Origin of the sequence: Agathobacter sp. LCP21S3_B2 (assembly GCF_052118705.1) — a bacterium.
Taxonomy (GTDB): domain Bacteria; phylum Bacillota; class Clostridia; order Lachnospirales; family Lachnospiraceae; genus Roseburia.
This window is the reverse complement of the sequence record NZ_JBQKGQ010000019.1, coordinates 35,227-60,193: the sequence shown is the minus strand read 5'-3', so window position 1 is coordinate 60,193 and position 24,967 is coordinate 35,227. Positions and strand designations below refer to the sequence as shown.

Here is a 24,967-nt window from a genome sequence, read left to right as displayed (position 1 = left end):
CTTGTATTCTTTAGATTTTACCAACTTTGCCGGTCAGTAATAATCTAAATTTACTTGAGGTATTTTCTTTGGTCAACTCCCTTTACAATTTAAATTATACAGGAAGCTCCTTCAAATGTTTTTTTAATTGATTGGCTATTATCTCTGCCATAAGAGGGGGAACTGCGTTCCCAACAATGAGATTTCTCCCCTGCTTACTGGATGAAACAATTTTATATGAATCTGGAAAACTTTGTAAACGTAATGCTTCCCTAACCGTAATCAGTCTATTTTCGGCATAATGAATGTTACAGCCAACATTAGGTCTGTTAAAATAAGTATTAATTGTATATGAGGGCTCATTGGGGCTCATACGACCATAACATGTAGTGTGTCCTCCCTCACGCTGTAATCTCCTTATTCGTTCTGATTTTACATCTGACGGTATATCCATATAATTTCCGCCTGGTCTTACATGTGATACAATATATTTGTCTAACTCACTCATTTTAGGCATAAAATGTTCCGTTACACCTTGGTTTGTTCGCATTTTTCTCTGATAGTCATTTTCAGCCTCACACCTATAGTGTACTATTCCATTTTCATCCAAAATAGCTTCTGGCAAATCATCTAAGGCATCTTTCACACTTACATATTTTTTTAATCCTACTCCTGATTCATTATGAGTTGGTGCAGGGAATGCAAATTCTTTTCCATTATTTACTCCAACTATCAATACCCTTTTTCTTCTTTGTGGGATACCATAGTCAGCTACATTTACAACCTTACTTTCTATGTTATATCCAATATCACAAAATGTTCTTTTTAATAACTCAAATATTTTTTCCCCATTTTTATTCTTTGCGGATAATAAGCCCATTACATTTTCAAATACAAACGCTTTCGGTTTTACATGTCTAATTATTTCTATATATCTCCATACAAGCTGTCCTCTTTCATCCTCAACATTTCTTTTTCCTGCTAAAGAAAACGACTGGCATGGTGGTCCGCCTATTACAACATCTGCATTTGGAATCGTTGCTAAATCAATATTATTGATATCCGCACATATTATATGATTTCCAATGTTTTCCTTATATGTAGCTACCGCATTTTTATTGTTATCTATAGCCCATATAATTTCATATCCGGCTTTTTGAAAACCCAAATCTAATCCACCACCACCTGAAAAAAGGCTAACTACTTTTATTGACATTATAGACCCTCCAGTCTTTTTTTTCGTTTTGTTTCATATTTTTGTTTTATCTTATTAAAATTGCACTCTGAATAAGCGGATAAAATTTTTGTTATGTCATCTATACATTTTCTATCCCCCTTTTGAGCTAATTGTCTACCGTATTTTTGTAATAAATGCATGTCATTTTCTTTGATAGCATCAATATCAGGAAATGTAATACTCTCAATATCGTATCTTTGCAGTTTCAACAACCCTGCTCCATATTTTTTGCCCATGCTTTCGAGCTGATAATATGTATAATAATTATTTAACAAAGAGAACAAAATCCATTTATCTATTTTAGGAAAAATAATATAAAAATTATCTCGTATTATGCATTGTTCCTCATTCATCACAAACTTCATATCATTTCTTACGAAATAACTAAAAATAATACCTTCACAATCAAATAGATTTAGTTTATACCATGTTTTAGTCGTTGCAATTTTATTCAACAATGTTTGCGGCTTTTTGTTCTCAAGTATTCTCTTTTTCCAATACTTTAAATATTCTATACACTTTTTATCAAGATCTTCATCCAATGGTGCAAACAACCAATCTTTTTTTGCATCTTTTGTAGAAAAGCCACATATGTTTTTGGGAGAAGAGATGATAGGTCTCATATATTTTTTATTCTTTAAGTTAGGATTAATATACATTTCATTGTACCCTGTTGTTAATCCTCTCCTTACATTTGCTAACTTAGAAAAACTAGTTTTCCAACTAACCACATCACTTTGTTCTGGAGCGTCCAGATTGATAAATTTATCATTCGATAAATGAACATATTCAGCCTTGCAATTCGTACTTAAATCTCCTTTTACAAGTTTAAGAATTAGAACTTCAACTAATGCATTTTTTTCAAATACTTCCCCTGAAATATGTATTCGTCTTTTTATTCCCGCACATGCCTTTATCATTTTTTGAAATGAATCTCCACTACGAGTATTTATCCAGCTACTTGGAAATATTACTATCATTTCCCCTCCCATACGAAGTAGAGAGAATCCCTTAACTATAAAATACATATACATATTTGCAGTGTTCGGTAAGCTGTGAAATAAATCATTCTTCGACAATTTTTCTTTACTCACGCCTAATTCCGCTAAATCATTAATTTTTTCATGTCGTATATATGGTGGATTCATAATTATACCATCATATAGCTGATCGCTATTACAACTTAAAAAATCTGCATTTACCAAATTATACTTTGGATACTTATTTTTGACGTTGTCAAACAATTTCTTATCAATTTCATAGCCGTCAACTTCTGAATAACCACTATCTGTCAATGCTCTTAAAAAAGCACCTTCCCCAAAACAAGGCTCAATTATTCTTGCATCCTTTGGAATTGTAAATAAATTAACCATATAAGATGCCACATTGCCCGTTGTAAATATCTGTCCTAAATCCATATATGACCTCTAATCTATGGCACTACGACCACTTTTTATCCATGCATCAAGTTCTGATCGTTTAAATTTCCATAGCTTACCAATCTTATGTGCTGGAATGTCGGTCTTTTTTATCCAACTTCTTATAGTTTCTTTCGATACCCCCATGTAACTTGCTGCCTGATCAATTCCTATCCAAACATCTGAAACCATTTCATAAACCTCTCTTAACAATTCTTTGTTTTATTATAGAATATTTGTTCGTATATTTCAATATCTTTAATGGTATTTGGTGGTATTTGGTGATAATATTTCAACAGATTAGTTAACTCATTTAACAAGTAAATTAAGGAACAAAATATGGTTGCAATCGTTGCCACTTTGCAAGTTAGTAAGCAGTATCTTTTTATATATACATCTTTTCCCGTTTATAAGGCACATCCATGCTACCTTTAGAAAGTCATCTTTGCTGTTACCCCCACTATGTGTGTGCTGATTCATTTTCATAAATGAAAAAGAGGGCAATTACCAATGTAAACTACCCCCATTTTATCTAATAATAGCCCCTAGCTTCCCTCCAATCTTTTACATACCATCTGATTCCAACATATGCCACTTGTACAAGTAACAAGAGCAGCAGGAGATTTATTGGCAATACTGCCTTTATCCATTCTCCAAAGTAAATTGTTATTGCTACGCTTATCAGTGTTACCATTATGGTAATCATATCCCAACAATTTTTCTTATACAGCTCTGCGACCTTTTTTACAATGAATACCGCTAGCATTCCTGCACCTGCCATACATCCGCCACAAATCAATATTCTTATCAGCCAATCCACAATTACGGCAACGATAGAATTTGGAATTCCATTACTGATCTGTGCAGCTTCCTTTCCTGCCAATATGATCCATCCTGCAACAATCTGTAAAAATGTTCTAACTGTATCAATGAATGCGACGCAATCGGAAGTAAATACTTTTGACTGTATTATCTGAAAAATGGTAGTTGAAACTGAATACCATGCAAGCAGAAACATCGAAGCTTCATACATGGTCGTTTTTGCTTTATATCTACCTGCAAGTTTTTCTCTTTGTGTGTCATATTTTTCCTTTGCTTTCAAATAAGCTGTCTGATTACAGTTTTTACACCTTTGATAAAGGACCGACTTTTCAACCGGTACTTCAACTTTTTTCTGATGTGTCAAAGCGTAATCCCTTTCCTGCTCTGCCTGTCTTTGCCTATCTCGACATTCCTCTATCGTGGCTAGAGCGATTTGCGTTTTCTCTTTCTCGCTCTGCAACAATTCTTTTGTTTTTCTCAAGTCGTGCTTTAAGGCTTGAATGTTCCCTGCTCTGTTCTCGCTGTTTAACCTCTCGTTCAAGGTCAGCGATTCGTCGAGCTGCACTTTCAGTTCCCTGATAATCTGATCTTTCTGGTCGAGTTCTTCCTGCATCTGTTCCGTCAGTAGCAGTAGTTCTTCCAGATGATCGTCGCTCTTTGAGTTTTCGTATTCTATCATCAATATCCCTCGCTTTCTCTATCTTCTGTTCAAGGTCAGCAATTCTTCGTTCTGTTTCTGCAATAATCGGTTCTCGTTGTTTAACTTCTGTGCTAATTCCTGCCATCGCTGATTCTCGCTCGTAAGTTTCCTGATTCGGTGTGCCTGTTCGTCCAACAGCGTCAGAAGTTCTTCTGTATTTGGCAAGATTTGAAGCAGCTCTGACAATCCGTTCTCTAATTGCTGCAATCGCTCTTCCTGCTCCTGATAGCATGTCAGTTTCTCGTCCTTCTCCTGCAATTCCCTGAGCATTTCTGTCATGATATTCTGTTGTTCCTCGATCTGCCCGATCATGGATTCCATCATGGAAATTACTTCTTTGCTTTCTTCTAATGTCATTCAACCACCCCTTCCATTGTGATAATGCACCGGATATTTTTTCAAAAGTAGCCAGTACCTTTTGTAACAGTGCATTTTGCTTTTTAATAATCTGGTTTTCTTCCACCTTCCACGACCCTTTCCTTACCTGTCCGGCAAGATACTTTTCTTCAATCTTTCTTGCATCAGCACCCTCATGGATTGTGGGAACTTTCATTTTCCCCTGTCTTTCATAAGAACGATGATCAATTTGATTCTCTTTTGATAAATGCTGGTTGCACACCTTCGCCCATTCACTTCGCCACAGTTCGCAGTTCTTCGGATTGTTCCACCCGGTAGCATCGGTCAGAACACGTTTCCATTGTTTTCTGTTCCTTGCCCCGACTTTCTGCACTCCGTTTTCGTCAAGTACCGGAATACGGATTCCATGCCTGTCTGGATTTTTCTTATCCTGCCACCAATCCGGATGTGATTCGTCAATCACAATATTCCCCCATTCATCTCTGACAAAATCCCAATCCTTAACTTCTTTGCTTCCCCATGAATGATCTGGATTAAATGGTCTCATGGTTACAAGTAAATGCACATGCGGGTTTCCATCGCCTTTATCATGAATGCTCCAATCCGCACACATCCCTTTGTCCACAAAGCACTTTTGGATATATTCAGTTGTATATTCGATTTGTTCCTGCCTGCTCCATTCCTTTGGAAGCGAGAACTCAATAGATCTGCCAAGTTGTGCATCTGCACTTTTTTCTATTTTCAAAACCTCATTCCATAATCGCTGTTTCTGAAATGTGATTTTGAATTTTTTCAAAGCAGATTTCTTATCGTCCGCTCTTTTATAACGAATGGATTGCCGAAACCTTTTTATATTTTCTTCCGGTATATTCAGCCATTCCAGCGGTGCGTTTTTACACATCATCAGACTGGTATATACAACTTCTTTTTTGGAAGTGTAGTAACTGATTTTGCCTGTTTCCTCATTCTTCATCACATCTCCATTCAGATATGCTGATGCGGATATGATGGATTTTCCTTTGCTGCGTCCGACAATTTTTACTGTGTAATGAAATATCGCCATAATCCGCTTCCCCCTTTCTGCCGTATCCGGCATTGATTTCCGGCAACTCCGACTTCTGTTATGATAGAAGTGTGGCTGTCGGAACGCCCTCTGCGTAAGAGTGCCCTGCGCATAGCAGCCTGCATGGAATGCGCCTCTCTGGCGAAGAGTGCCTCCTGCGGCATGAGCAGGTCTGGCTGAAAGCCCCGCCGACGGAACGAGCCCGGCAAGCGCAGACCGGTTGCCACTTGTGGCAAACTTATACGGACGACCTCTGGTTGTCCATAAGTGCGCCCTTCATTAAAATGCGATGAAGGGAATGGAAAATCCACTCCCTCCACCATTACACTTCCTCTATATTCGTAACTGTTTCTTTCTGCATCGCCTTTGAGAAAAATCTTCCATTAGCTTCCTGCTCCTTCAGAAAACCAATCAGCTTCGGAAGATCTTCCTCCTCGACAGGATAGCCAAGCACCGATTCCACCGCACCGCCAATCTGACAGAGCCTGTGGGTTCGTTTCTTACTTTCCTCGGCTTTCTTTCTCTTTTCGAGTTCCTTTCGTTGTGCGACAAGCTTTCTGGTAGCTTCAATGCTTTTCTGTTCTTTTTCCTCTAATGCAAGTATTCTTTCTTCATAACTTTTTGTTGATCTCGCCATATTATCTTCATCCTTTCTTTTTCTGCTGAACATCAGTTTCTGGTTGCACATCAGGAGAAGCACATGGTATAATCCTCTTGTGTGTAGGTATATCATGGCTTCGGTCTGATAGAACCTTTGGTGGTTTCGTAAGAAGCCGCCTTTTTAAGTTGCCATCGTTCTTGTGACAGCTTTTACGTTCCCCTTATCCCTCAGATCTCGACCTTCATTGGCTTCCATGAACTTTTCCAGAATGTCAGTTTTAATAAGAACTTTTCTTCCGACTTTTAACACCGGAAGCTTTTTCCATTCCACCAGCTTTCTTAAAGTGTTTCTGCCAATCCCTGTATAGTCGGCTGCTTCCTCAATGGATAGTGCAATTTTTCTTTCCGTCATAGTATCACCTCCTTGCGAATTGCATTATGCAATTTTTGTTGTGCTGTTAGTATAACGTTTTTATATTGTGTTGTCAAGCATTATGAAATTTCGAAAATAATTATCAAATTGCATATTGCAATTGTAAAGAGTACATGCTATAATTCATACATACCGAAAAAGGAGGCAATCAGCATGAAAGATAAAGAACTACGCAAGCTGATAGGCAGTAGAGCAAAGCAGCGTCGTCTGGAATTAAATCTGACACAGCCTTATGTTGCAGAGAAGATGGGAGTTACCGCTTCTACAATCCTGCGTTATGAGAATGGTTCGATTGACAATACCAAAAAGATGGTGCTGGAAGGTCTTTCGGAAGCACTTCATGTATCTATTGAATGGCTCAAAGGGGAAACAGATGAATATGAAACCGATATTACGGATAAGAAAGAATTGCAGATTCGTGATGCGATGGGAGATATTCTGAAACAGTTACCTCTCGACCTAAATAAAAAGGAAGATGCATTTTCCAAAGACCTCTTGCTGTTAATGTTGAAGCAATATAACCTGTTTCTGGATTCGTTCCAGTTCGCCTGCAAGAATTTCAAAGGGAATACCAATGAAGCTGACATGGCAAAAGTAATGGGGTTTGAATCAACAGATGAATATAACGAGATTATGTTTCTCCGAGAGATCACTCATACTGTCAATGCATTTAACGACATAGCAGACATTGTAAGGCTCTATTCCAAGAAACCAGAAGCGGCAGAACAAAGGCTTGCCAATCTTTTATCAGCAGTTTCGTACGAGGATTCCGATTCGGTATAGAACGACAACCGGAGTTATGATATACTTACACGCAAGAAGCATTTCATCAGTTCCGATTGTTTGATATCGAAAGGAGACACACGATTATGGCAAAAGGATCTGTAAGAAAAAAAGGAAAGAAATGGTATTACCGCTTCTATGTAGAAGATGCAAGCGGCAATCTGGTTCAGAAAGAATACGCTGGAACAGAAAGTAAAAGCGAAACGGAGAAACTGCTCCGTCAGGCAATGGATGATTATGAAAGCAAGAAATTCATTGCAAAGTCAGACAATATCGCATTGAAGGATTTACTGGACATGTGGGCAGAAGAAGAACTGAAAGTTAGTACACTCAGCAATGGTACTGTGGAAAACTATCTCGGTGCAATCCGTTGTATTAAGAAACATCCGATTGCAGACCGCAAGTTAAAAACAGTTACCGCAGAGCATTTACAGTCGTTCCTCGATCTGCTGACCTTCGGTGGAGAGTTTCCTGACGGAAAGATAAGAAAAGGATACAGCAAGGATTACATCCATTCCTTTTCCGCAGTATTACAACAGGCTTTCCGTTTTGCAGTATTTCCAAAACAATTGATTACTTTCAATCCGATGCAGTATATCAAACTGAAAAAACAGGCAGAAGATGTGGACTTATTCTCAGATGAGGATGTAGAAGAAGGCGTACAGCCTATTTCCCATGAAGATTATGAGAGGTTGATAGAATACCTCAAAGTAAAGAATCCACCTGCAATCCTGCCCATTCAGATATCATATTACGCAGGACTTCGTATCGGTGAGGTTTGTGGATTGACATGGCAGGACATCAACCTTGAAGAACAATGCCTGACCATTAAAAGAAGTATCCGCTACGATGGTACGAAACATAAAAACATCATCGGACCGACCAAGCGAAAGAAAGTAAGAATTGTTGATTTTGGAGATACACTGACAGAAATACTGAAAGCAGCCAGAAAAGAACAGCTCAAAAGTCGGATGCAGTATGGTGAACTTTACCACCATAACTACTACAAAGAAGTACAGGACAAAAACAGGGTGTATTATGAATATTATCATCTGGACGGAACCGAAGATGTCCCGGCAGATTACAAGGAAATCTCCTTTGTCTGCTTAAGACCGGATGGCTGTCTGGAACTGCCGAGTACACTCGGCATTGTCTGTCGGTCAGTTGCGAAAAGACTGGACGGATTTGAGAATTTTCATTTTCACCAGTTGCGACACACCTACACAAGCAACCTCCTCTCAAACGGAGCTGCTCCAAAGGATGTTCAGGAACTGTTAGGACACTCAGATGTCAGTACCACAATGAATATCTACGCTCACTCTACAAGAAAGGCAAAGAGGGATTCCGCAAGACTTCTTGATAGAGTAGCGAGCAATGCTTAACTAAAAATTTCCCTTATTTCCCTTGCAGATTCCGTATAAGGGCAAAAATAAGGGAAAATACATATCATTTCACTATTTAAGAGGCTGAAAAGCCTGTAAAACAAGGAAAGTTCAGGAAATCTCTCCACAAATTCCGATTTGCAAATCTCTTTTGTTTTACATATTATATCACATACACATATCTACACACCAGCAAAAGATCGATAATCTCTATCTTCCTGTTGAACCAAAGGACCCAATTTCACGCTCTTTCCAGTTTTCAAAAGTAAAATCCGGTATCAGGACCGGCATGATCACAAGCTGTCCTACCTTGTCACCACTCTTAATCTCATATTCCCTATTTCCAACATTTGAAATGATTGCATGAACCTCCCCCGTATATCCGGAATCAATAGGTGGCAGCTCGCACACAATTCCCTGTGAACTTAATCCACTTCTTGGAAATATGTATCCGGCATAGCCATCCGGTATTTTTAATCCAAATCCCAGAGGCAGCTTACAGATATCTCCCGGCCGGATTACTGCATTCTTTGGGCTGAATACATCCGCTCCGGCATCATTGGCATGAGCCCTCTCCGGACTTCTCCCTCCAAAATCAATCAGCTGTATCTTCATCTGATACTCCTTCCTCCAACACACTCTCTTCGCACAGTTTTGGGAAATCCACCCTGATAATGTCTGTTGGTAACATCTGCGGTGGAACACTCTTTCCGCAGGTCATTTTTCCTTCTTCACAGCCACCATTCATACAGAATGGTCCACAGTCAGAAAACAATTCCCTGTTCTGCTCCAGAAGCTGTTCCCAGATTTTCACCATCACATATCTGGTTTCCTTTGTGTTTCTCCTGCATGTTCTCTGACGGATCATGTGCTTCCACTGATACGGTGTTGCGCTGATCAGAAGAATATTTCTCATTCCCTGCGGTGCGCAGTATCCGGCAGAATCATTATCAACACCTAATCTGATCATCTCCTGGTAATTTTTCATTGCCATGCTGCACTGTCTTAAATATCCTTCCTCCTGGCCGGTTCCCATCAGATCATAAGGAATGACAAAATCCTCCACTCCTGAATAGTCGCTGTATTGCAGGCTTGCCGACATATACTTCACTTCATTCTGGTGTCTGGTAATCTGTGCCAGGAATCTTCTGGATGCACCGACTACAACCACATTGATGATTCCAAACTTCTGGATTGTCGGATGTGGCAGCTTCACAAGATTTGCCACGGTGGATCTCTGATATGGCTTTTCATACAGATCCATGAAATCATCCAGGCAGGAAATCTGATGTCCTCTCTGTGTCAGCCTTGCCGCACAGACCATCAGCTTCTCTGCCTGGTCAATGGATTCCGGGTTTAAAATTTTTACCTCAATCTTCTTCATTCAGTTCCTCCTCTACAATCGCACGGAGAATCAGGAAATAGTTAATACTGTCGGTGATCTTCTCATCCCACTGCTCTTTGGAATACTGCTGCTCACCCATACACATATCCGATACAGAGATAAGGTGCTTGGACAGCATCCCCATAAGTGCCGCTTTTGGTGTGGTATTCATCACCACTGCTGCCTTCTTGAAATGCGCCAGCCTGTCCACTGCCGTATTCTTCACTGCTCTGGGAGCATACTCTGCTCCCTTTACCACCAGCATTGATTTACAATGATCTGTCTGCCTGACGATCACTTCATTGAACTCTTTCTGGTTCATGCCCTTTGCTCCTTCTGTAATTTTATCCATAAGCTCCTGTACAAACGGACTTGGCGCTTTTGCCGATTCCTGCACCTGTTTCTTATCTGCCATCAGCACTTCCATCTTCTGATCAATCTGATAGATGAACTCCGATGCAGTCTGACGGATCTTATCAAGGGATGCTTTCAGCTCCGGTGTTTCCTTTCCCTCTGACCAGCCCGCGACATAAGAAAAGGAATAGTCAGAAGTGTTGATTCCGTAATGCTGGCATACTACATATGCAACACTCTCAGCCTCAACTTCTTTCCCATTCCTTGAAATGTCTTTTGCCTCCGGCACATTATCCTTGTCATGCAGTTTCTGGTGTGCCATTTCATGAAGCAGTGTCTTAATGGTCTGTACTTCACTCATGCCATCCTGAACCACAATTTTTTTGTCTTCCAGATGATAGAATCCCTTGGCATCTCCATCAATCAGATCAAAAGATACCGGGACCGGGCTGATTTCCTGCAATGCCTGCAAGAGCTTGGGATATCCTTCAATATTTCCCACCAGTTCAGACGGACCGATGGTAGGAAGTTCTTTTCCATCTGTCTGGGACAGGTCAAATGTCTTTACCACCTTGAATGCCCGGATTGTGACTTCCACTTTCTCCTTTACCGGTTCTCCATCAGCATCAAATACCGGTCTTCCCTTATCATCCAGTTTTGTCTGTTCCCTCTCGATCTTATAAGGTGCCGGGGCAAGGATACTGATTCCCTTTTCTCCCTTTTTCACATACCGTCCCATCTGTTTCCATCCGGTAAAGCTCTGACACAGCTGCGCATCCGGTTTCTGCATCATGATCAGAAGTGAATTGTTTACGGAATATCTCGGAAATTTCGCCATCGTGTCAAGGAACTGCTTATATCTGTCACTCTGGAACACCTCCACAACTCCCTTCTCCAGTTTGTCTGTTATCTGCTGCAATTCATCCGCCCGCTTATCCCTGGACTCCAGCCAGTCTATTTTCTTCTGGATGCTGTCGGGAATCTGTCCCACAACTTTTACATCCGGCATCTCATGGATCAGGGACGCGATCATCTGCTGTGCCTGCCAGCTGTCTGCAATCTCCGGTATATAACGAAGCATATCCATATCAATCCTTCTCCCGATCAGTACATCCATCTCCGTATATTCATCCGGATCCTTTGGATCAGCCGCCCTGATTCCGATTGCCGGAACTCCGTGCATACGCTCCGGTGAAATTGCTTTGAATTTTGCTACAGCCTCTGCCACACTCTTGATATTCTCATGAAATTCACCCATGCTGTGAAATTCCATGCATTCCGCAACCGTAAGCGTGATTACCTTCTTCTCTTCTTTTACCGCTGTATTTTCTGCCACTCTAAATCCCTCCAGTTCTATATCTTCCAGATCTTTTGTCAGCTTCAATGACGCTAAAGGCATCTGGTTTTTCTCCTGAAATGAATAAAATTCATTTCCAGGTCCCACTATTATGTGGTCCACCAATTTAACACCTATCAAATCACAAATCTTATTCATTCTGTCAGTCAGACCGATATCTTCCACACTTGGAGCCAGTCTGCCGGACGGATGATTATGGACCAGTATGATAGCTGCTGCATTTGACAAAATGGTACTCTTAAGAATCTCCCTTGGATGTGCAATCGACTGGTCAAGTGCTCCTATACTTGCAATATTTATATTGATTGGTCTCATGTCTGCCCGCAGATTCACTACAGCAACAACTTCCCTGTCATAATCCCGAAACGTATCTGCCATAACTTTTACTGCTGCCGCCGGACCGTTCATAGGTTCCTCACTGAAAAGAGGCGGCATTTCCACCATACGGATAGCCACCTGATTCAGTCGATGCATTTCTTTTTTCTCCGGCTCCTGCTTCTCCATGCCGGCATAAAATTCCTGTTTCGGACGAATTCCGCTAATGTTCATCCTCCGCTCCTTCCCCAACAGGTATGTTCATTGTGAACTCCCTGTTTTTCATGCTCCTGAGCTTGTCCAACAAAGACTCTTTTGTAGATGTCTTCTCATGCTTGGAAATCTTCTGCAATTCCTTCATATATCCCATATATCTGCTTTTTCTTGCCATACTACCGCTCTCCTTTCTCCTTTTGCTGTCCTTGTTTCTTCGGAACCCTGGCCGCTTCTTTTTTCTTTTCATGCAGATCTGCTATCACAGAATCCTTAGATTCTGCCCTCTGCATCCTTTCCTTTATCCTTCTTATCTGGTCTCTGGTAAGCGGTTTCTCCACGATACTCCTGTGGAGGATTTTCCCAATCGGAAGCCATGTGACATCCTTTCCAGCCTTTTCCTGCTCCATGATGAATTTCATATGTGATGCGGAAAATTTAGGATTCATGTAATGCTCCAGGTTCAGATCTGCCTCGGCTGCTTCATAGATTACCTTGATCTGTGCCGGCTTGAACTCCTCCGACACCCTTCCGGCATCTTCCATAGCTTCTTCAACACGTATTGATGCAACAGATCTAAATGTATAATCCACTTCAACAAATCCACTGTTATAATCATCTACTGCTTTCTGAAATCTTGCCTTTTTCTCCTCTGGTGTGAGCTTATCAAATTCCTTGTCTTCCATAGATTCCTCCCATCAGAAAAAGGCAGCCTTACGACTGCCTCATTCCCTTGATGCTACTCTTCATCCATCTCGTCCTGATCATCTTCTCCTGTATCTTCAGCAGGGCTTTCTTCCTCTGCATCTGATACAGACTCTTCCTCAATGTCCATATCTGTAAGATAATCCTCGTCATCATCACTGTCGAAGTAATCTGCATCCGGATCCGGTGCATCCGCTTTCTTCTTGCCCTTATTGGACTTCATATACATAAATCCACCGATTCCTCCAACCGCTGCAAAAAGGACTACTGCCATGATTCCGGTCACATTTTTACTTTTCTTTCCGGTTTCAGATGCTTTTGCCTCTTCCTTCGGCTCCTCAGAGATTTCTTCCGTAGTCTCTGTACCTTTGACCTCTTCTGTCTCTTTCTCCGAAGCAGTCATGCCCTGGGAATTCATATAAGATTCCACCTCATCATCCTCCATGAGCTTCAAAAGGTCTGATTCATCAACAAGATTCAGGAAATGCACGGTCTCTGTTCCCTTATCGTCACGGTCAATGATAATATAGAAATAATTGCCGGACTTGGTTGTAACCGTAATGAACTGCTTGCCACCTGCCTTAATGGAGCCATAATCATCCACCAGGTTCATATTTCCATCAGGTGTAAGAGGGCCATAACTCTCCTCGGCTGTCTCAGTGCATTCCTCTGAACCTTCTACATGTGCATCCACCCCCTGGCAGACATTGTAATCATAAAGGCATACTGCACATTCCTCATTGATGGAATCCTGTGAGCATTTTTCCTCACAGATGCATTCCGCTTCCTGACTCTGTGCAAATACAGTAACCGGTGCCACACCCGCAACGGCTGTCATTCCGATTACCAGACCTCCCATAATCCTTGCTGCGATCACGTTTTTCAAATTATTCATTCTCTTCATCTAAGAAATCCTCCTCTTCCTTATCCATATCTGTCTCATTGTCTTCATCCGGTTTCTTACCGGATGTATCTGCATTCACGGCTCCGGGCATCGGAACCTGTCCGCTGAGCATTTCCTGTAACCTGCCACTGTTTGCAAGCTGTAAGAACTGTGCCAGCTGTTCCGGTGATAAATTGTAGGATGCAACATCACTGACGATCTGCTGGTTTTCCTCTTCTTTCAGCTTTGCTTCCAGCTGCTTTACCTTTGCATCCGCTGCCTCTCTTTTGGCTACTGCCTTTTTCAGATCCTCGCGGAGCTTGTCTAACTTTGCATACATAAGCGCTCTCCTTTCCTTTGTGACAGCAAAAAAGCCACCACTTTGGTGACTTTCGCTGCATTTATAATTACTGGATTCTTCCATAGCAATAGGCATGTGCCCTCCAGTATGGCGTATCATATGACGCATACTGGATTGGATTGCCACAGTGAATCATGATCTTATTTACCGGATCGACTACGATACCCACATGGGATGCTCCGGCTGTGTTATAGGTTCCCTGGAAAAAGACCAGATCTCCCGGTTTTACATCGGAAGCTGCCACCCTTGCGGTTGCATTCTTCCAGCCATTTGCCGTAAGTCTGCCATAGTTCCAGCCATTTCCACAATTATTGATGACATAGCTCACAAAACCGGAACAGTCAAAACTTGTACCTGGTGAGGATCCTCCCCATACATAAGGATATCCAAGATACTTTTCGGCTTCCCGGTGCATATTGGAAAACTGCTGGTTCGTCAGGTATTCTCCCGGTACGGCATATCTCTCATATTCCTCTGATACACCCGGATTTGCATATACATTATCCCCGAAGATATCCGGCTTGTTGCCCCTGGTCTCCAGAAGCAGCGTATACCGTTCCATCTGATCCTGCGTCAGATCCAGTGCACTGACAGCTGCGGATATTCCATTGTTGGTCAGCGTTGTATTCAGTATCTTGTACTCATACTCCACTTCAACCTCATATGGTTCATATACCTCATATGGAACTGACACGGTATAGGTATAGGATTCAAGATGACCATTTACCAGGCGGTATCCGGTTCTTTCCTCATCCCGGTAATGTGTCACATAATGCCATCTGGTCTCTGTCCTGGTTCTGATCTCCACAACTTCCGTTGATGTCAGCATATACTGATAATCAAAGATGGTCTGTAATTTTGACTGAACCTCTGACGGTGTATAGTCCTCATACAGAACCGTCAGCAGTGCCGCCAGTTCAAAAGGATTGTGGGATATCTCTGAAAGTGAATAATTGTATTCGTCATATCCTGGATGATCTGTCTCAATGCTGTCCACCTTATTCTGCAGCACCGTCTCCAGTGCCACATAATCTGCTTCCACCTGCCTGATATCATCATCCTCAGCGGTAAATGAAGTTGCCACAGTTCCACTGTTTATGCCGCTTCCAAGAGCAGAACAGGATGTCAGTGCTCCTGATAATACGAGAACAACAATCAGAATTGCCACCGCTATGATCATGCCGATCGGATGGTCTTCACAGAATTCTTTCAGCATCTCTGCAAGCCTTCCCATCAGGTCCTCCGCCTGATCCGTCAGCTTTTTGCTGATCTTTCCTGCCCCGTTTGCAGCTTCCTTTGCCTGCTTCTTTGCTGCCGCCTCAGCAAATTCCCTCTGCATCAGCTTTTTGCGTGTTTTCTTCACGGTAGCTGACATGGTGCTTTCTCCCGCCTCTCCGGCTTCTTTTGCTCCTTTTGCTCCCTGCACGGCATCCAGATGGTCACTGCGGTTATGGATTTTGGAAGAATATTTCCTTGCCTGTCCATGTTCCCGTACTTTTCCAATGCCTGCTTCCACTGCTGCCAGTCCGGCATTCAGGCTGTCTGTTCCACTGTTGTCGTCCTCATTTTTAATCGTGGTTTTTCTTACCGTGGCTGCAACGGCCTGATTTTTATATATCCTCCTTCTCCCCTGCTTCTTCATGCTGCGAAGTTCTTTTGCTTCGCTGACTGAAAGCGAATTATCCTTTTTCCCATACCGGATCTTATCACGGTAACTCCTGGCTGCCGATGAATCATTTTTCAGCTTTTTGCCGTGGCTTTTCCCTGCATGGATATCCGGATTCACTTTTTTCTTCCGGGTGGACTTCTTAGCAGAATTCCTTGTATATTTTTCTTCATTCATGCTCTATCCTTTCCGAAGAAACAGCCTCTACGCTGACTGTTCCTTCTTTGCATCAGCCACTTCGGACAGTCTGGTTGTCATGATACGGTAAAGTTCCGTATTTGCCGGGAATCTGTCCACGAATGGAAGGATCACATTTCCATAGAATAAAAGCCCTTCGCCTTCTCCCGAATGTGTTACATACGAAAGCTGGTGAGGGCTGATATTTAACTGCTTAGCAAGGATCTGTCTGTCACCTACTGCCTGGTTGAGCATATAGATGAAATCAGAGTTTTCAAAGATATTCTCCACTTCCTTGGAAGCAAGAAGGTCCTTTACATTCTGGGTGATGCCGGTCGGGATTCCTCCCCATTTTCTGAAACGCTTCCATATTTCAACCGTATAGGCTGCCGTCTGGTCTTCACGAAGAAGAAGGTGCATCTCATCCATATAGTATCTGGTAGATTTTGCCTGGATACGGTTCTCCGTTACTCGTCCCCATACCTGATCCTGTACCACGAGCATTCCAATCTTTTTCAGCTGTTTTCCAAGATCCTTGATGTCATAACATACAAGGCGGTTCGTAAGCTCCACATTGGTTCTGTGGTTGAATACATTCAGGGAACCTGACACATAGATTTCAAGGGCGGTTGCCACATGCTTTGCCTCCGGTTCCTCCTGGGAAAGTAGTGCCTCATACAGATCTCCAAGGATCGGCATATTCTCCGGACCCGGATTTTCAAAATATTTTTGATAGATCTGCCTGATACAGCGGTCAATGACCGTCTTTTCTACCGGACGCAGACCATCCTTATTCCCGACGATCAGCTCACATAAGGACAAGATAAAATCTGCTTTCAGTGCAATCGGATTGTCGTCATCCGAATAGTTCATATTGATGTCCATAGGGTTGATGTACTGGTCGGATGTCGGACTGATCCTGATAACCTGACCACCGAACCTTGCAACCAGCGGAGAATACTCTGACTCCGGATCCGAGATGATAATGTCATCATCCGTAACCAGAAAACTGTTGGCAATCTCTCTCTTTGCAGAAAATGACTTGCCGGATCCCGGTGTACCAAGGATCAGTGCATTCGGATTTTTCAGTTTCTTTCTGTCCACCATGATCATATTGTTGGAAAGCGCATTCAGACCATAATACAATGCCTCATCCCCTCTCTGGAAAAGCTCCTGAGTGGTGAATGGCACAAAAATAGCCGTACTGGATGTGGTCATTCCCCTCTGAATCTCGATCAGGTTATTTGCCAGTGGCAGTGTGCTCATAAGGCCCTGCTCCTGCTGGTAATCCAGCCTGATCATATTGCAGTTATGTTTCTGTGCAATGGAAGCCGCCTGGAACACATTGTTTTCCAGCTCCTGCTTCGTCCTTCCTGTATTCATGACCAGAAACGTCAGAAGAAACATTCTTTCATTCTGGGACTGCAATTCTTTTAATAGTGCCTTTGCATCCTTGCCATAAGTTGCAAGATCCGATGGGATGATATCCATGTCATAGCCGGCTCTTACTGCCTTTTTCTGTTCCTCTATCTTGGAACGGTCAAGCTCTGTGATCGTATGCTTGATGGTCTTGATCGCCTCATTCTGATCTACGGACTGGATATGCATGGTAACGATCTGGCTTGATTCCATGGAAAGGAAATCTGCCAGAAGCCTGTCGCTGATATCCGATGCATCAATGGATAAAAAGCTCATGCATCCATACATCTCTCCAATCTGAAAATATCTTCCGGTAGGAAATGCAAAGCTGCTCGGTGCAATAAAATCCTTAACCGAAAGTCCTGATCCTGTCAGGTACTTCCAGTCGAAACGGAACTTCGCATCATCCCCCATATGAAACTGTCTGTGCATCAGTTCCAGCCTTTCACTGCCGTTTAAGCTCCTCGCCTGTACTCCCAGCCTCTTGAAGTTATTGAGGATATCCGTTTCGATATGCGTAAGTCTCGGCTTTGCTGTCTTCATGGACTCCGCATGAATCCCGAAAGTAAGATATTTAGTCTTCGTAAGACCATTATTTCCCGCTTCCATCTGGTGAAGGAGCACTTCCGAATACTCATCCCTGACATCATCGAATCCGTCATTTTTATGGGAAATCTTGATGCTCTTCTCAAAATCCGATACATCCGTTGCCATATTCTCAAATGAAAGCTGAAACTTTACGGAACTGTCAAAGAAATTTAAGAATGCGCACCATTCCTCAAAGATCTCCGTCTTGTCTTCCTGCTGTGCCAGCTGGTAATTGATATCCTGAAACTGGACTGTCTTTGTATAATAATCAAGCCCTACACGGCAGATACCATCCGGAAACATCCTGTCAAAAGGAATGCTCTGCTGTGCCGTCTTCGGTATGCCATCATTTTTCCGGGCGTTTTTTACGATCTGCCTTACTGCCATCTGGTCTGCCCTGCTTAATCCTTCCGGCATTGTGAACTTCCTGCTCTCCTGATTTTTCTTTTTGAGAAAGTCTAACAATCTTTTCTACCTCCTTTTCTGCCTCTGCCTGACGCAGAAGTGCTGCGTAATAGTTATCCGTCTTATATGGGCGGATCTTCGGCCTTTTGAAAATTGCCTGTATCATATGGTTCAAAATGACTTCCAGCGGCTGTCCGTTTTTCTCATACATGGCAAGGAAAAAGAATGGCATCATAATGACCATCATTCCCATGACTGCTGTATTAGTCTTCATTACTGTCTTCATCAGAAAAAATGACGGTACTCCGATCAGTACCGCCATGCCAAAACAGATCAGCTGCCTTTTTGTCAGATTGAACATCACCTTGCTTTTTACTTTTGTCAGGTCCCTTGGAACACTGATATAAGATGCTGCCATACTCTGCCTCCTTAATGTGCATGGAATATACTGTGTGCTACTGCTCCGGTCTTAAATAAGGTAAATGCCAGCAGGATCGTAAAGCCCATAACCTTCCATAACGAAGCAATGATATCTGTGCTGAATGCTACTGACTGGATCAGGACTGCATAGATTCCCACACATACCATGATCAAAAATCCCTGAAATCCCAGTGCAAACAGACTTCTCATATAGTTCTGGCCCATCATGCTCTGTTCCCTGTTTCCAAAGGTTGCAAATGGGAGCGGTGCCAGACTGACCATCAGATAGATCTCCACCATACGTCCGTTGATAATCACAAAGATGACTGCCGAAAGTACGTACATGAGAAACTGCACGATAAATGACTGTAGGAATATTGCAAAAAGCGGTCCCAGCTCCATAGCCTCCAGTGTGGACTGCATGGTTGCCAGCGTACTGGCATCTACTGCCGTGCTTCCCTGTATAATGCCTCCTGCCTGCCGCACCACACTCTGCGACACATCAAATACCGCCATTGTGATATCAAATGTGTGTGTGATCAGTTCCACTGCCACGAAAGTCTTAAAGATCCATTTCCAGATGAACCATGTCTCAAAACTTGCCAGATTGTTATAACTGATGATCAGCTGTATCAGCTCATAACACGCAATGAATGTGAGCAGTATTCCGGCAACCGGCATGATCACGGATTCCGACAGGTTCCTGACCATATTAAAGACTGCCGGCATGAAATTACTCGGTGTCTTTCCTACTTCCGTTGCGATCTGTCCCACCTGGTCATTCACAGAGGAAAACGTATTGGTGAGGTTGTCCATGATTCCCGATACAAGAATGCCCTTCAGCCAGTCAGTAATCTGCTGAATTATGCTGTTCAATTATTTCCTCCTTTCCTCCTGGACAGGGATTTTCCCTACCCCATGATCCAAACCTGATTTAGAATAAGCCGGAAAGTAATGGTACAAGTGTAGTTCCAATAAGGGCTACACCACCGCCTGCCATAAGCTGCTTCATTCCCTGTGACTTCGCACCGGGGTTGTCATTTCCGTAGCCTTCCATAAGATTGATTGCTCCCCAGATTCCAAGTCCGGCTCCAAGGGCGATCACCAGAGTCTGTAAAGTTCCTACTGCGCTGTTAAAAAATGCCATAATATAAATCCTCCATAATTTTCATGATTTTCGGCTGTTATTCTTTTCTGCCGAATTTGATTAAAGTTTCTTCCGGACATTCAAAGAACCGGAAAGCACTTATGCCTCCGGTCCTGTGTCCTATCCATATTCAGTTGTCTTCCTGCGTGATCCTGCCACGCTGGCTCTTAGAAAAGACCTGAAAGCAACGGCACAAGTGTGGTACCGATAAGGGCTACACCGCCTCCTGCCATAAGCTGCTTCATTCCCTGGGACTTCGCTCCGGGATTATCGTTTCCGTAGCCTTCCATAAGGTTAATCGCTCCCCAGATTCCAAGTCCGGCTCCAAGAGCGATAACAAGTGTCTGTAAGGTTCCTACTGCGCTTGTAAAAAATGCCATAATTCAAATTCCTCCATTAAATGATTTATGTGTGATATACTTTTTCCTTCTGCCCTGACCAAAGGGCGGTTTATAGTTACTGCCGGTCTCCCTGCAGTGATCCCGGCTATGCGCGCATATTTGCTCCCCATCTGGAAATTCTTTTATTTCCTATTCGGGAATATAGTAAAAGCTCCTGCCTCCCGGCCTTTATCGCCGGATGGAAAGAGCTCTTTACTCGGTTACATCGATGACCTGGTATTCGTCATCTGCTTTCAGTATTAAGTTGTGGCTGAGGAATTTTACTACATCAAAGTAATTCCTCTTATCATAATCTGCTGTCAGCTTGTAATTCGGATGCTGCGTCAGATCATATTTATCGGATAAGAAAGGTCTTACACCACGGACCTGCACAATACATTTTGAGCCGTCCATGACCGCCAGTTCATCCATTGTCATAAGATCCTTACCAAGTTTCTGGTAATTCATGTTGTAGCTTTCCTGAGATCCTTTAGACTGACCTATATTATACATATCGATTGTCTCTTTTCCCAGAATCGCATTCAGATCCTTCAAAGTGGTCTGTTCCGTACCACCAAGAAAAATCTGTGAATCCATATTACCGATGATCGTATCGGCATTATCCTTATAGATTGCCTTTAGCTGCGACTTCGCCTGTAACACCAGACATGCTGATATCTCACGGCTTCGGATCGTTGCCACCAGCTTCTCCAGATTGGGAATCTGTCCGATATTGGCCGCCTCATCAATCAGACATCTTACATGTACCGGTAATCTTCCACCATACACATCATCCGCTTTCTCACACAGAAGATTGAACATCTGTGTATAGATCATGGAAATCAGGAAGTTAAAGGTTCCATCTGTATCTGACATGATCAGGAACAGTGCCGTCTTCTCATCTCCCAGAGTATCAAGCTCCAGTTCATCATAAGCTGTCAGGTCTCTGAGTTCCTTGATATCAAACGGTGCAAGTCTTGCTCCACATGATACCAGGATTGATTTTGCAGTCTTGCCGGCCGCCAGCTTGTACTTGGCATACTGCCTTACTGCAAAATGATCCGGATTCTGCTCTGCCAGTTCATCAAACATCATATCCACAGGATTCTTGAATTCTTCATCATCCTCACGGACTTCCATTGCATTGATCATTTCAAGCAGCGTTGAGAAATTCTGTTCCTCCTCCGGTGCTTCATAATGGATATACCCGATCAATGCCGTATAAAGTAATGTCTCCGCCTTCAGCCAGAAATCGTCTCCGCCTTTGCTCTCCCCTTTGGTATTGGCAATCAATGTTGTTACCAGTTTCAGAATATCCTTCTCAGAATGGAGATAGGCGAATGGATTATAGTGCATTGACTTACTGAAATTTATGGTATTGAATACCTTCATCCGGTACCCGTTCTTATACAGGGCATTTCCCACTTCGTTGACCAGACCGCCCTTCGGATCCGTCACCACATAGGATGAATGCATCTGTAAAAGGTTCGGTTTTATGAAAAATCGTGTCTTACCTGAACCGGATCCACCAACTACCAGAACATTCTTATTTCTGGCATATTTCGGAATCTTCGGTCTGCTGCTCATGGTAATCCTCTCAGACTGTGACAGAATCACATTGTTTGCAAACACAGGGTCCTCAAATGGTTCAATATCAGCATGTCTGCCCCATCTGGCAGAACCATATTCCTCATTGTGCCGGAACTTCTTAGCGTTCTTTCCTTTCAGATATACTGCAAGCCTGAGTGCTGCCCCGCAGGCAATTCCCACCAACAGATCAGCAGGATAAAGGCTCGGCAGAGGATTAGAAAAAGCCGTTGCAAATACACCATCAAGGACCAGACTCTGAACCTTTTCCGATGCATTTACTCCGGCTGTAATTCTCCATGCCTCACCAAGATTTGTTGCAAGCAATCCCAGAATGATATAGGGGATATTCAGGATCAGCTGCTTTTTCAACTGTTTTGTATTCATCGCGACCTCTCCTTCTTTTTCTCTGCTACCTTCTTCGGGATTGCCGCCACAATCTCCTTGAATTTCTTAAGTTTCTCCAGAACACTGGTCTTATCTGCGGAAGGCTTCTTGACCTGTTTTGCAGAATAATCCTGCAAAATCCTTGTGATGGCATCTGTATCTTTTGCCTTGAAAAAGACCGTATATACTGGAGGACTTGCCTCTTTATCTTTTACAACTGCAAAATCAACTCCGTATTTCTTTGCGATTTTCTGAAAATCTTTCAGACCTTCATCTGCTAAGGGAATAGAAGAAACTCCCTGTCCCTGCCTGATCAGTGTTTTCACTGACTGCTTGCCGGTTGTGGTATGAATCTTATTAACTGCTGCTTTCCCGGCAGCCTTCACAGGGGCCTGTACTGCCTTACTTAGTCCCTTCATAAGCTGATCAAGTTCCGGTTTTAACATTTTGATTGCTATATTCACAGATTTGTTGGCAATCTCCCTGTCGATTTCTTCATGAACCAGTTTTCTCACTCCTTTCCATCAAAAAAAACAACCCGAAGGCTGTATCCACAAAGTTACTGTTCTTTTTTATTCTTATCCACACCGAGGACACCCCTCATAGTGGATGAAGCTACATGAAAACGGTTGGCTATTGCTATATCTGTAAGCACCGTATCATCTACCGCTGAACCACAAACCACGAGAATTCTGGATCTTCTTAACATATCTTCTGATATATCCATATAATCCTTGTACTCATCTGCATTACTGGTATCAATTACCTCCGGCAATGATAAAAGCGGACAGATTGGTGTGTAGCCTGCTTCATATAATTTTCTGCAATATCGTTTTGCAGACCTTTTGGCTCTTCTCCTGTCTGCACTCCAGGCAGATGTTACATAAGCCCACGGTTTGTTATTCATCTGCCGCCTCCTATCCCAGCTGGTATGCCTGAATTCTGTATTTTCCAAGTGCAAGCATTGTCATCCTGCTTTTCAAAGCACCGATCACATTCGCAATATCCTCATCGTCAATCGCCTGTAATCCATTACAGGACTTCATGACCAGATACCCGGACGGAAGGTATGCCTCCCCGTCAATGACCAGCTTTCTGCTTGCGTTATATATCAGAATATAATCTGATTTTCCAATCATTACTGACGCACTGTTATTTCCAAATCCATCAAGGATCCTTAATGCTTCTCTGGTACTGATATAATTCACCTTCTGTTCACCGTCTACATAAATTGCCCCATCAGAAGGCATACTGTCACATCCGATTGCACAAACCAGTCCTTCCAGGTTTTCTGCAATCTTCTCAACATATGCCATGATTTTCTCCATATCCATCTTTGTCTCTCCTCTGCTATATTTTTCCTTCTGCCATATCGTGATTAACCTCTGCACGATAATAGCTGTCTATTGTTGCCGGTGCGTTATACAGTGCTGCCAGCATATACTGCTTGATGCTCCTGATCTTGGTAGTGTTTTCCTGCATACAGTTCATAACATAGCGGATATGCTCCATGTTCAGCTTCATGAACCGCCCCTTTACCACATTTACTGACTTCACATCCCCGGCAATACAAATGGTCTTTCTTTTGGAACACACAACATCCAGAATAAGCTCCATGATACCGTCTATCATTTCTCTGTCATATGGATAATCCTGTTTCAATGCCTCAATATTGAGCTGTTCCATGAAATATTTCTCATATCCCATCCTATCCTCATCCTCTGATAAGATAGGATTAGTATTATTAAAATCAGTATTATTGTTATAAGTATAATTAGGCTGTAAATTATACAGGTCCTGACCTGTAACTTTTACTGGTGGTGAACTGTAATTTTTACTGGTCCTGACCTGTAAATTCTGCTGGTCTATGAAATTCTTTACATAGATCAGTGCCGGCTTGCCAAACCCCTGCCGGATCCTTTCGATCAGACCAAACTCTTCCAGCTCCGTCAGATACTTGATTGCTGATTTTTCTGCACAGTTCATTGCCTGTCTTATAGTTGTCAGGGTGAAAATGATATACACTCTTCCCTCATCATCAATCCAGCCGTTTTCCATTGACAGAGATACCCTGTCCAATAAAAGACCGTAAAGGACCTTTCCCTCTGTGGAAATATTCTGGAACCGGTTATCTGTAAACAGCACCTTGGGAATCCGGTAAAATGCAAACTGCTGTGACTGTGCCCCATAGAAATAATCAAATGCCATTTCCTGTTTCCTTTTTCTTTCTCATGTCTTCCACCAGCTTTTTATAGCATGGAAAACAAAACGATTTATCATGACCATACGGACACTCATGACTGCAATTCTGCGGATGACTTATAGGTGGTCTTCCACCAATTCCGCTGTAACTCTTTCCATTCTGTCTGCTTGTATCCTTATGTGCTTCTGCCACTGTAATCACCATTCCTTCCCATCAAAAAAATGCCAGTCCCGTGGCAATCA

General features: G+C 42.6%; 28 protein-coding genes. 2 read left to right on the top strand and 26 right to left on the bottom strand.

All coding sequences use genetic code 11. The annotated features are described in order from the left end of the window. Positions 1-94 precede the first annotated feature (94 nt). The 7 genes from ACTQ1L_RS12760 to ACTQ1L_RS12730 all read right to left on the bottom strand — a co-directional run bounded on the left by ACTQ1L_RS12760 (position 95) and on the right by ACTQ1L_RS12730 (position 6,588). Positions 95-1,195, bottom strand: coding sequence for a DNA cytosine methyltransferase (locus ACTQ1L_RS12760; protein WP_441367536.1), 1,101 nt, complete (start codon positions 1,193-1,195; stop codon positions 95-97). Beyond that, positions 1,195-2,634: an Eco57I restriction-modification methylase domain-containing protein gene (locus tag ACTQ1L_RS12755; protein WP_441367535.1), complete on the bottom strand. Its 1,440-nt coding sequence runs from the start codon at positions 2,632-2,634 to the stop codon at positions 1,195-1,197. The genes ACTQ1L_RS12760 and ACTQ1L_RS12755 overlap by 1 nt, the downstream gene beginning before the upstream one ends. A gap of 9 nt (positions 2,635-2,643) precedes the next feature. After that, positions 2,644-2,826 (bottom strand): helix-turn-helix domain-containing protein, encoded by a 183-nt coding sequence (locus ACTQ1L_RS12750; RefSeq protein ID WP_441367534.1) that lies wholly within the window; start codon positions 2,824-2,826, stop codon positions 2,644-2,646. 340 nt (positions 2,827-3,166) lie between these two features. Next, entirely contained in the window at positions 3,167-3,874 is a 708-nt protein-coding gene (locus ACTQ1L_RS12745) for a DUF6040 family protein (protein ID WP_441367538.1), read from the bottom strand. Beyond that, entirely contained in the window at positions 3,855-5,576 is a 1,722-nt protein-coding gene (locus ACTQ1L_RS12740; protein ID WP_441367533.1) for a MobA/MobL family protein, read from the bottom strand. The genes ACTQ1L_RS12745 and ACTQ1L_RS12740 overlap by 20 nt, the downstream gene beginning before the upstream one ends. 322 nt (positions 5,577-5,898) lie before the next feature. Then, on the bottom strand, positions 5,899-6,213 hold the full coding sequence (locus ACTQ1L_RS12735) for a relaxasome subunit MobC (RefSeq protein ID WP_441367531.1): 315 nt from the start codon (positions 6,211-6,213) through the stop codon (positions 5,899-5,901). A gap of 144 nt (positions 6,214-6,357) precedes the next feature. Next, positions 6,358-6,588 (bottom strand): helix-turn-helix domain-containing protein, encoded by a 231-nt coding sequence (locus tag ACTQ1L_RS12730; RefSeq protein WP_441367529.1) that lies wholly within the window; start codon positions 6,586-6,588, stop codon positions 6,358-6,360. Between the two features lie 174 nt (positions 6,589-6,762). On the opposite strand from ACTQ1L_RS12730, the gene ACTQ1L_RS12725 reads away from it, so the two are divergent. Beyond that, a complete protein-coding gene (locus ACTQ1L_RS12725; protein ID WP_441367527.1) occupies positions 6,763-7,392 on the top strand; it encodes a helix-turn-helix domain-containing protein in 630 nt (209 codons plus the stop codon). 86 nt (positions 7,393-7,478) lie between these two features. Further along, positions 7,479-8,774 (top strand): tyrosine-type recombinase/integrase, encoded by a 1,296-nt coding sequence (locus tag ACTQ1L_RS12720; protein WP_441367525.1) that lies wholly within the window; start codon positions 7,479-7,481, stop codon positions 8,772-8,774. Positions 8,775-8,984: 210 nt separating this feature from the next. Here ACTQ1L_RS12720 and ACTQ1L_RS12715 read toward each other — a convergent pair whose 3' ends face one another. The 19 genes from ACTQ1L_RS12715 to ACTQ1L_RS12625 form a co-directional block, all read right to left on the bottom strand. Then, entirely contained in the window at positions 8,985-9,389 is a 405-nt protein-coding gene (locus tag ACTQ1L_RS12715) for a dUTP diphosphatase (RefSeq protein ID WP_069432361.1), read from the bottom strand. After that, the gene (locus tag ACTQ1L_RS12710; protein ID WP_005601678.1) at positions 9,370-10,158 is read right to left on the bottom strand and encodes an FAD-dependent thymidylate synthase; all 789 of its coding nucleotides are present in this window, start codon (positions 10,156-10,158) and stop codon (positions 9,370-9,372) included. The genes ACTQ1L_RS12715 and ACTQ1L_RS12710 overlap by 20 nt, the downstream gene beginning before the upstream one ends. Continuing rightward, positions 10,145-12,418 carry a JAB domain-containing protein gene (locus ACTQ1L_RS12705; RefSeq protein ID WP_441367523.1) on the bottom strand — a complete coding sequence of 758 codons (2,274 nt, stop codon included), beginning with the start codon at positions 12,416-12,418 and terminating at the stop codon, positions 10,145-10,147. The genes ACTQ1L_RS12710 and ACTQ1L_RS12705 overlap by 14 nt, the downstream gene beginning before the upstream one ends. Then, on the bottom strand, positions 12,408-12,575 hold the full coding sequence (locus ACTQ1L_RS12700; protein WP_413088316.1) for a hypothetical protein: 168 nt from the start codon (positions 12,573-12,575) through the stop codon (positions 12,408-12,410). The genes ACTQ1L_RS12705 and ACTQ1L_RS12700 overlap by 11 nt, the downstream gene beginning before the upstream one ends. Position 12,576: 1 nt before the next feature. Then, positions 12,577-13,083 (bottom strand): hypothetical protein, encoded by a 507-nt coding sequence (locus ACTQ1L_RS12695; RefSeq protein ID WP_118668422.1) that lies wholly within the window; start codon positions 13,081-13,083, stop codon positions 12,577-12,579. A gap of 53 nt (positions 13,084-13,136) precedes the next feature. Then, positions 13,137-14,006: a DUF4366 domain-containing protein gene (locus tag ACTQ1L_RS12690; protein WP_005601688.1), complete on the bottom strand. Its 870-nt coding sequence runs from the start codon at positions 14,004-14,006 to the stop codon at positions 13,137-13,139. Next, positions 13,990-14,325 (bottom strand): DUF4315 family protein, encoded by a 336-nt coding sequence (locus tag ACTQ1L_RS12685; RefSeq protein WP_169303456.1) that lies wholly within the window; start codon positions 14,323-14,325, stop codon positions 13,990-13,992. The genes ACTQ1L_RS12690 and ACTQ1L_RS12685 overlap by 17 nt, the downstream gene beginning before the upstream one ends. 67 nt (positions 14,326-14,392) lie before the next feature. Beyond that, complete coding sequence (locus ACTQ1L_RS12680) at positions 14,393-16,189, bottom strand: C40 family peptidase (protein WP_441367520.1); 1,797 nt, start codon at positions 16,187-16,189, stop codon at positions 14,393-14,395. A gap of 27 nt (positions 16,190-16,216) precedes the next feature. Next, positions 16,217-18,613, bottom strand: a complete 2,397-nt coding sequence (locus ACTQ1L_RS12675; protein WP_441367519.1) for a VirB4-like conjugal transfer ATPase, CD1110 family — start codon at positions 18,611-18,613, stop codon at positions 16,217-16,219. Beyond that, on the bottom strand, positions 18,543-19,019 hold the full coding sequence (locus ACTQ1L_RS12670) for a PrgI family protein (RefSeq protein ID WP_040331649.1): 477 nt from the start codon (positions 19,017-19,019) through the stop codon (positions 18,543-18,545). Before ACTQ1L_RS12670 ends, ACTQ1L_RS12675 begins: the two co-directional genes overlap by 71 nt. Positions 19,020-19,030: 11 nt before the next feature. Further along, positions 19,031-19,897: a VirB6/TrbL-like conjugal transfer protein, CD1112 family gene (locus ACTQ1L_RS12665; RefSeq protein ID WP_005601694.1), complete on the bottom strand. Its 867-nt coding sequence runs from the start codon at positions 19,895-19,897 to the stop codon at positions 19,031-19,033. A 58-nt stretch (positions 19,898-19,955) separates the two neighbouring features. After that, complete coding sequence (locus ACTQ1L_RS12660; RefSeq protein WP_306774772.1) at positions 19,956-20,168, bottom strand: Maff2 family mobile element protein; 213 nt, start codon at positions 20,166-20,168, stop codon at positions 19,956-19,958. Positions 20,169-20,335: 167 nt separating this feature from the next. After that, positions 20,336-20,548 carry a Maff2 family mobile element protein gene (locus tag ACTQ1L_RS12655; protein WP_087758649.1) on the bottom strand — a complete coding sequence of 71 codons (213 nt, stop codon included), beginning with the start codon at positions 20,546-20,548 and terminating at the stop codon, positions 20,336-20,338. 213 nt (positions 20,549-20,761) lie between these two features. Then, complete coding sequence (locus tag ACTQ1L_RS12650) at positions 20,762-22,522, bottom strand: VirD4-like conjugal transfer protein, CD1115 family (RefSeq protein ID WP_441367516.1); 1,761 nt, start codon at positions 22,520-22,522, stop codon at positions 20,762-20,764. Beyond that, on the bottom strand, positions 22,519-23,037 hold the full coding sequence (locus ACTQ1L_RS12645; RefSeq protein ID WP_441367514.1) for a PcfB family protein: 519 nt from the start codon (positions 23,035-23,037) through the stop codon (positions 22,519-22,521). Before ACTQ1L_RS12645 ends, ACTQ1L_RS12650 begins: the two co-directional genes overlap by 4 nt. A 44-nt stretch (positions 23,038-23,081) precedes the next feature. Further along, positions 23,082-23,429: a DUF7768 domain-containing protein gene (locus ACTQ1L_RS12640; RefSeq protein WP_441367512.1), complete on the bottom strand. Its 348-nt coding sequence runs from the start codon at positions 23,427-23,429 to the stop codon at positions 23,082-23,084. Positions 23,430-23,439: 10 nt separating this feature from the next. Beyond that, positions 23,440-23,856, bottom strand: coding sequence for a hypothetical protein (locus tag ACTQ1L_RS12635; RefSeq protein ID WP_441367511.1), 417 nt, complete (start codon positions 23,854-23,856; stop codon positions 23,440-23,442). Between the two features lie 16 nt (positions 23,857-23,872). After that, positions 23,873-24,730: a DUF6017 domain-containing protein gene (locus ACTQ1L_RS12630; RefSeq protein WP_419092456.1), complete on the bottom strand. Its 858-nt coding sequence runs from the start codon at positions 24,728-24,730 to the stop codon at positions 23,873-23,875. Continuing rightward, complete coding sequence (locus ACTQ1L_RS12625; protein ID WP_441367509.1) at positions 24,720-24,917, bottom strand: hypothetical protein; 198 nt, start codon at positions 24,915-24,917, stop codon at positions 24,720-24,722. Before ACTQ1L_RS12625 ends, ACTQ1L_RS12630 begins: the two co-directional genes overlap by 11 nt. Positions 24,918-24,967 lie beyond the last annotated feature (50 nt).